The sequence below is a fragment of the Deinococcus marmoris DSM 12784 genome (genome assembly GCF_000701405.1).
In the GTDB taxonomy this organism is placed as follows: Bacteria; Deinococcota; Deinococci; order Deinococcales; family Deinococcaceae; genus Deinococcus; species Deinococcus marmoris.
Genome location: NZ_JNIV01000154.1, coordinates 1 through 7,719, shown reverse-complemented (window position 1 = coordinate 7,719; position 7,719 = coordinate 1). Strand labels below are relative to the sequence as shown.

The 7,719-nt window shown below is 68.2% G+C and carries 8 protein-coding genes and 1 pseudogene; 3 read left to right on the top strand and 6 right to left on the bottom strand.

The features are described 5' to 3' along the window. Both Q319_RS0121855 and Q319_RS0121850 read left to right on the top strand, forming a co-directional pair. Positions 1-329: IS30 family transposase (locus Q319_RS0121855; RefSeq protein ID WP_029484532.1), on the top strand; the 329-nt coding region annotated here is incomplete at its 5' end. After that, a complete protein-coding gene (locus tag Q319_RS0121850) occupies positions 326-757 on the top strand; it encodes a P-loop nucleotide/nucleoside kinase family protein (RefSeq protein WP_156039536.1) in 432 nt (143 codons plus the stop codon). The genes Q319_RS0121855 and Q319_RS0121850, both read left to right, overlap by 4 nt. On the opposite strand, the gene Q319_RS0121845 is transcribed toward Q319_RS0121850, so the two are convergent. The 6 genes and pseudogenes from Q319_RS0121845 to Q319_RS0121815 all read right to left on the bottom strand — a co-directional run. Next, positions 735-1,661: a cobalamin-binding protein gene (locus Q319_RS0121845; RefSeq protein WP_029484530.1), complete on the bottom strand. Its 927-nt coding sequence runs from the start codon at positions 1,659-1,661 to the stop codon at positions 735-737. The two genes, Q319_RS0121850 and Q319_RS0121845, sit on opposite strands and share 23 nt — an antisense overlap. 65 nt (positions 1,662-1,726) lie before the next feature. Then, positions 1,727-2,503, bottom strand: coding sequence for a type III pantothenate kinase (locus tag Q319_RS0121840; RefSeq protein WP_034416281.1), 777 nt, complete (start codon positions 2,501-2,503; stop codon positions 1,727-1,729). 125 nt (positions 2,504-2,628) lie between these two features. After that, entirely contained in the window at positions 2,629-3,333 is a 705-nt protein-coding gene (locus tag Q319_RS0121835; protein WP_029484528.1) for a hypothetical protein, read from the bottom strand. An 84-nt stretch (positions 3,334-3,417) separates the two neighbouring features. Continuing rightward, positions 3,418-5,619 carry a hypothetical protein gene (locus Q319_RS27605; RefSeq protein ID WP_156039535.1) on the bottom strand — a complete coding sequence of 734 codons (2,202 nt, stop codon included), beginning with the start codon at positions 5,617-5,619 and terminating at the stop codon, positions 3,418-3,420. A gap of 1 nt (position 5,620) precedes the next feature. Beyond that, entirely contained in the window at positions 5,621-6,040 is a 420-nt protein-coding gene (locus tag Q319_RS0121820; RefSeq protein WP_029484525.1) for an ExbD/TolR family protein, read from the bottom strand. Between the two features lie 323 nt (positions 6,041-6,363). Beyond that, a pseudogene (locus Q319_RS0121815) lies at positions 6,364-6,984 on the bottom strand (MotA/TolQ/ExbB proton channel family protein); the annotation flags it as partial. A gap of 35 nt (positions 6,985-7,019) precedes the next feature. Between Q319_RS0121815 and Q319_RS0121810 the strand changes: the two are divergent. Next, the gene (locus Q319_RS0121810; RefSeq protein ID WP_029484523.1) at positions 7,020-7,643 is read left to right on the top strand and encodes a winged helix-turn-helix domain-containing protein; all 624 of its coding nucleotides are present in this window, start codon (positions 7,020-7,022) and stop codon (positions 7,641-7,643) included. Positions 7,644-7,719 lie beyond the last annotated feature (76 nt).

Here is a 7,719-nt window from a genome sequence, read left to right as displayed (position 1 = left end):
CAATGGACAGCGTGCTGGACAGTCAAATCGTCAAAACCATCACGATAGACCAGGGGCGGGAATTTGTGCTGACCGAGGCTCTCGGTCAGCAGTGGAATGCCTCAACCTATGCCTGCCACGCGCACAGTCCCTGGGAGAAGGGATCTGTGGAGAACACTAACGGGTTGCTGAGACAGTTTTTCCCGAAGGGGACGGACTTTACAGTGATGGAGCTGTCCACAGTGATAGCCGCCCAGCACCTGCTGAACAACAGACCCCGAAAAGTGTTGGGGTATCGCACGCCCCAAGAGGTACACTCGGCCCATCAGAGTGGTGCGCTAGCAACTTGAACTCGCCGGATTTAATCCCTGAAGACGAACGAATTCCCCGAAACAGAGAAGTCGGGAAGGCCAGCTATTTCGTGATGCTCCGGGCAGCCGACGCCATCCTGACGGCGGGACAGGGCCTGATTCTGGAAACCCATTTTTATCTGGGTATGAGCGAGCCTGACCTGCTGGGCCTTTCGGAGAAACATGGGGCGCAGATCATTCAGATTCACTGTTCCGCCGATATGGTTGAGTTGAAACGCCGTCACGCGGCGCGTGTGGAGTCGCAACTTCGCCCCTTTATTGACCATCCTGGCATTCATGACCGTATCCCTGAGAATGCCAACTGGAAACCATTGGAGCTTCATGCGCCTCTGCTGCGGCTGGATACCTCAGCGGAAGATGCTTCGGCGCAGGTGATGGCGTGGGTCAGGCCGTGGGTGAATTCCTGACTATCCGCACACTTTCGCCCGCGCATTCGCGCCCGCGCAGCAGCTCGGCCAGCACTTCCGCGCCGCGCACCACGCCCAGCGCCGGGCGGGAGAAGTGGGCGTTGGCGTCCACAGCCCACAGTTGACCGTCACGCACGGCCCGCAAATCGGTGCGCTCCAGAAGTTCGCGGGCAAATTCCGCGTTCTTCTCCAGGCCGTAGCCGCAGCACATCACCACGATCACATCGGGGTCAAGGGCGCTGATGTCGTCCCAGCCCGTGCGCCCGCTGTCGGTACCTGCCGCTCCCAGCACATTCACGCCGCCCGCCCGCTCCACCTGTTCGGGAACCCAGTGGCCGCCGTAGAAGGGCGGGTCTACCCACTCCAGCGTCATCACGCGCGGCGCGGTCTGAACGGGCACGATGGCGTCCCAGCGGGCCTGGGCAGCAGTGGCCAGTTCCTCCCCGAGTTCTGCCACACCAGCCGCGTTCGCCAGTAAGCGCAAGTCGTCCAGAATCCCGGCCACGCTGCGGCCCTCCAGGCTCAACACATTCGCGGCGGGCAGGCAGCCGGGCAGGTAACGCACCGCCTCTTCAATCGTTCCCGGCGTGACCGCGCAGACCTCGCACACGCCCTGCGTGACCACCAGCCCCGGATTGATGGCGTCCAGCAACCCGCCGTCCACGCTGTACAGTGCCAGCCCCGCGCGCATGGCCTCGCTCACGGCGCGGTCTATCTCGGCCTGGGACGCCCCCGAATCCACGATGGAGCGCGTCAGCACCGGCAGGCCCGCCGCCCCCGGATGGTCACACGAATGGCTGACCCCGGCCACGCGTGCGCCCAGGCCCAGGTCAAACAGCAGATCGGTGGCGCTGGGCAGCAGGCTGATGATGCGGTCCGGGGTGGGGCTGGAAGCGTGGGTCATGGGTGACAGGGTAGTGCGGAACCCGTGTGCGGCGGGGTGGCGCGGCCTCCAGTCCACCCATCTCCTTACCGGCTTGCCCAGACCTCTACCAGTCCCCGCAGCGTCAGGGTTTCGTCGTAGTAGTCGATCTCGCGGCAGATGCCCTCGATGGTGCGGGCAAAGCCCCCCGTGGCGATGGCGACGGCAGGGGCCGGAAGTTCGGCGCGGATGCGGCGCAGCAGACCGTCCACCATCTCGGCGTAACCGTAGACCAGACCGGATTGCAGGGCGTGAACGGTGTTCTTGCCGATGGCGCTGGCCGGGGCCTCCAGCGTGATGCGCGGCAGTTTGGCGGCGCGGGCGAACAGGGCGTCGGCGCTGACCTGCGCGCCTGTGGCCAGAATGCCGCCCAGAAAGCGCCGCCCGCGCCCGATCACGTCGAAGTTGGTGCTGGTGCCGAAGTCCACCACCACGGCGTAATCCTGACGGTCCAGATACTTTTCCGCGCCGAACAGGTTGCACAGGCGGTCCGCGCCCACGGCGTCGGGCGTGTCCAGCTCCACGGTCACGTCGGGCAGGCTCAGGGCCGAGACGCTGAAGGCCTCCACCCCGTAATGCCGCCGCAATGCCAGCGCGTAGTTCTCGCCCACCGGGGGAGCCACGCTGCTGAGAATCGCCGAGCGCGGCACCTGCGCCCCGGCCACCGAGAACAGGCCGTGCAGTTGCAGCGCCAGATCGTCGGGCAGGGACTCGCGGTTGGTCCGCACTCGCCAGGTGTGGGTCAGGGTTCCGGTTTCGTCCGCGAGACCCAGGACGGTGCTGGTGTTGCCGATGTCCACGGCCAGAAGGGGAAAGGTTGACACGCCCCGGATTTTAGGGGTTGTCGGGGCGCAGCAGTGCAGTCAGGCCAGGGCAGCCAAACCAGTGCAGCCAGGCGAAAAGCCCCCGCCCGCATGGAGAGGAGGCTCGCAGGAGACGGGTTTTCCGGTTACTGGAACTTGCTCAGGTCCACCGAAACGTTGTAGGCGCATTCCGTATCGGCCTCTGTCTTGACCAGCAGGTTGACCTTTTCGCCTGCGCCCAGTCCGGCTTTCAGGGGTTCAAAGTAATATACCAGCGTGCCGGTCCAGGTCTCGCCGTCCTGCTTGAAATCGTTGACATAGGTGGAGCGGACCGGGGCCACCAGTTTGCCGTCCTTGCCCTTCATGCGGACCAGATAGGCGTTGCGGGCCTGTTCGGTGGGCAGGCCGCGCACGTTGATATCTATCCGCAGTTCCCCGTTGGCGAGCCGCTTGCTGGCGTATTCCTCGCCCAGCGCCTCCTTGACACTCAGGTTCTTGAAACTGTCACGGGCATCCTGAGCAGCGAAGAACAACTGATCGGCCTGCCCGCTGATGGTCAGCGCGGCGGGGCGGCTGCCTGCCGTGTAGTCCGTGGGGGCGGCCAGCCAGCCGTCCACGCAGGCGGGGCCGCCCATGTAGGCGGTGACCGCCTGCGGCCCGGCCACGAATTGACCGTCCTTGACACCCAGGTCCATCGTCAGGAAGGTGGGCACCGGGGCACGGCGGCCATATGCGCCGTCGATCACGTTCTTGGCGGTGGTTTCTTCCAGTTGGGGCACCCAGGCCAGCGCCGGGCCAGACAGCAGGGGGACGAGGGTGAACAGGGCCATCAGGTGGGTGGGTTTACGCATACTGCACTCCATTTAGAAACTTGTGGTTGACGGGAAACTGACTTCTGGTGTTCAGAGTGGACAAAGGGTCCGTCTCTACGGGCCTCAGTCCTTGAGGTACACCACCCGGCAGGCCTGACCCGCCGAGCGGAACTGGGCGGCGGCGGCGGCAGACAGCACCGCGTCGGTGATGTAGTTGCTGGTGGGGGCGAATCTGGTGGCCTGCACGGCCTGCGCCTTGACCCGGGTGACGTTCTTGAACTCCCCGATCTGGCCCTCGCTGGTGATGTAGGTCTGGAGGTTGCCCTCCTGAACCAACTGGCTGCTGACACCCTGGATCAGCGTGGCGTCGGGCCACAACTGCTGGTTGCCCGGACCGAAGACGAAGCTGGACTGGGCGCGTTGGAAGTTGCCCAGACCGCGCACGTCCACCACCACCGAGCAGTTCAGCAGGCGGTCCTCGCTGCCCCCAGTGCCGCCGCCCCCACCACCGGCGCGCGCAGTGACGCCGCCGTCTCCGCCCGCGCCGCCTGCGGGCACGCCGGCACTTCCACCTGCCGCCCCCGCGCGTGAGGCTGCCGGGGCCGTGCCTGCGCCGCCCTGGGCGCTGCCTGCCTGACCGGAGCCGGGCTGCCCCGCGCCTGCTGTGCCGCGTCCGCTGGCCGGGGTGCCGGTATCACTGCTGCCCCCGCTGCCGCCCCCCGTGCCACCCGCCGATTCGCGGGGGGCGGCGGGCGCACCTGGGGTAGCCCCGTTGCTCCCCGCCGTGCCCCGCGAGGGGGCGTCGGTGGCGCTGCCGGGTGTGGCGGTGGTTCCCGTTCCACTGCCCTCGGCGGGGCGGGCAGTGACCGGGGCGCTGCCTGAAGCCGCTTCTCCCGCACGGTTGCCCGGAGCCTGGGCCACCGGCCCGGAACTGCTCTGGCCGCCGCCTGCCGCTGCCGGGGTGCGCGCGGGTGTGGCGGCGACTGGGGCGCTGCCCTGTGTGTTGGAAGCCCCTGTATTGGAAGCCGTCGCCCCCCGTCCTGCTTCAGTCTGGGCGGCGGGAGCTGCCGGAATAGGGGTTCGGCTGGGCCGCGCGGCCACCGGGGCAGATGAATCGGCCCCCGGCGTGGTCGCCGCGCTGCCCGCCCGTGCCGCCTCGGCGCTGGGGGCCACGGGAATGGGAGTCTCGCGGGCGGTCACGGGGGCCGTGGGCGCAGTGGCCTGGGCAGGACTGCTGGCCTGTGGGCGGGCTGGAATGGCCGCCACCGGCTCGTTGCTGGCGCTGCGGCTGGGGGCTGGCGCGGCTTCTGTGGGTGTGGCGGTGTCTGGAGCCTGTGCGGATGGACGCGCCGTGACGGCGTCCTCTGGCGTGCTGGCCGCCTCCCTGGCAGGGGTGCCAGTGGCAGTGGCAGCGGGCGCAGTCGGCGTGGTGTCCTCGCGGCGGGGCAGGGCGGTCACGGCTTCCGGCTGCGGGGCAGGCGCGGCGGGGGCGGCCTGCACGGGTTCGGCGGGCGTGTCCGGGGCCGCCGCGCGCGGCTGGGGTTCCACGCTGCCCACCTGCGGCGTCGTGACCCGTTCCGGGGCGATCTCGGGCGCGGGCTGCGGCGAGGACGCTGTGGGCGCGGTGGCTGCCGTGCGCGCCGGGGCAGGCGTCGCGGGCGTCGGCTGGGTCACGGGTGTGCGTTCGGCGGGTGTGGGCTGAACCGGAGTGGGAGCGGGTCTGGGCGTGGGGTCAGGGGCCTGGGCCACTGGAGCCGCTGCTGGCTGCGCGGGTCTGGGCGTCGCGGCGGGCACTTCGGCGGGTCTGGGTGCCGGCGCGGGTGAGGGCGCTCTGACCTGGGCGGCAGGCGGCGAGGGCTGCGGGCTGGGTGGGGCAGCGGGAGTCGGTGTCGGTATGGGTATGGGCGCAGGTCTCGGTGGGGGGGGCGTCGGCGTGGCTTGTACCTGTGGGGTGGGCGTGGGCGCTGCTGCGGGCCTGGGCGCGGGCCTGGCCGGTGTGGGCTTCGGCGGCGTGACGGGTCTGGCCGTAACGGGCCTGGGTGGCACGGGTTTCGGAGGCACTGGCTTTGGAGTCGCTGGCTTTGGCGTCAGCGGCGCGGTGGCCTGCACGGGCAAAGGCGCGGGCGCGGGGGCCAGGGTCACGACTTCCAGTGGGGTCCGCAGCGGGTCAGGCAGACTCTGGAGGGCGTCGGGCGCAGCGGGGCGCAGCAGCAGCAGGCCAGAGAAGACCACCACATGCAGCCCGATGGTGGCGGCCAGCGCGCGGAAGCGTTCGCGGCCCTCGGACGCCTGCTGCGGGCCGGGAGTGGGCGGGAAGGTGGTCATCTCACTGGCTGGGCCTCGTCCCCAGCGCCAGCCGTTCGCCCCCAGCCTTCTTGATCACGTCCATCACGCGGACCACGGTGCCGTAGCTGCCACGCTCGTCGGCGCGCAGGCCCACCACGCCGCCCGAGGTCCCCAGCAGAGGTTTCAGTTGCCCACTCAATTTGGTCAGGGTGGTCGCCTGCCCGTTCAGAAACAACTTCCCGGCGCGGTCCACGCTCACGATAGGCAGCGCGGGCGTTTCCTGCACAGTGGTGCTGGCGCGCGGCAGGTCCAGCGGCAGCGCGTTCTGGCGTGCGCCCAGGCTGCTGGTCAGGAAGAAGAAGATCAGCAACAGCAGCACCACGTCCACCATCGGGGCAAAGTCGAAGGTCACGCCGTCGCCGCTGTCGCGCATCCGGCGGCGGGTAGGGGCACGGGTCATCGGTTCCTGCTCTCGCCGTCGCGCGGGACCGGGGCGGCCTTGGCTGGCGTCGTGGTGCGGAAGATGCCGGTGTTGTTCGGCCCACTGCTGATGGTTCCCGCGTTGTCACGGGCCTCATCGAAATCGAAGGCCAGTACCGGAGTCGCCGTACTCTGCGCCTGCCGCTGTGATTGCGGGCTGCGCTCCTGGCCCCGCTGAACCTGATTATCGTAGATCTGTTCCCTGTAGTTCTGCTCCGTGTAATCCTGTTCGATGTAGTTCTGTTCCCTGTAACTCTGCTCTCTGGAACTCTGCTCTCGGGCCATCTGTCGCTCGGGGCGCGGGCGGCTCTCGGGGCGGGCCAGCCAGCCGGGCAGGTCCTCGCGCACCCGTTCGGCGGCCACGGCGATGCGGTCTGCGCGGGCCTTCAGAGCGTTGCGGGCCACGTAGGCGATGATCGCCACGATCAGGCCGCCTGCCGTGTTCACCAGCGCCTCGCTGATGCCGGTGGCCAGTTGCGCGGGCGTGGGCGCGGCGGTGGAGCTGAACACCAGGAACGAGCGGACCATGCCGATCACCGTGCCCAGCAGCCCCAGCAGCGGGGCGATCTGCGCGGCGGTGCCCAGCGCACTCAGGCCCGCGTACAGCCGGGTGTCCTCGGCCAGCAGGGCGGACTGCATGGCGGCTCCGGCGGCGTCCACGCCCCGGTCCGCGCGCCCCAGTCCGGCCCGCAGCACATTGATGGCTGGCGAGGACTGTCCGGCCCGGTCCACCTCGGCCAGCGCCGCCGCCGGACCACTCTCCGCCGTCACGGCCCGCGCCCGCTCGATCAGGGCGTCGGCACTTCTGCCCAGCCGGGACAGCGCCTGCGCCCGCGCCACGCTCAGGTACACGACATAGAGGGACAGGGCGATCAGAACCCAGAGCAGTGGGCCAGCGGCGCGGATGAGATCGAGGACATTCATTGTCTACACGGGTAGCACGCGGGCGCGTGACAAGCATGAAAAGTCACGCCCTCCAGCTCATTTCGCCGCACCGGCTCACAGGAGGCAAGTGCTGCCTGGAGGCATTTTTCGTCCAAAATCTGCTGTCATACGGACTCCGAATAAAAAGCGTAGACTGGAGCATCGCCAAATTCTATTCAGCCATCACCTTTCGCCACAGTGCCGCCGACTTCTGGGAGGTGTACCGGGCCAGTCGAAGTGCTGTGGAGCGACGACGGGCGCAATTCTTTGCACTGCTGGCCGAAGGGCGAAGTGAGAGCGAGGTTTTGAGCATCACGAAGTATGCGGTGACGAGCGCCCGTGACGCGATTGAGCGCTATCACCGCCTGGGTTTGGCCGGGTTGCAGGACGGACGACAGGAGAATGTGGGAGCGCCCAGGATCTTGACCGATGACGAGCAGCAAGTTCTTGCTGCTCGACTCCAGGCAGACTTTGAGCAGGGCCAGGTCTGGGACGGCGCGCAGCTTCAACGCTGGATCAAAGAACAGTTTGGCAAGGACGTGTATCTGAGCCGCACCTATGAATTCATGCGGGCCGCCGGCTTCTCCCCACAACAGCCCCGCCCACAGCACGTTGGCGGCGACGATGCCGCCAAGGAAGCGTTCAAAACAAAGTCTTAGTGGAGCAGCTCCGCGCGGCGGAGCTGCTCCATCCTCGAGTATCTGTCTGGGCGATGGACGAACATCGTCTGGGGTT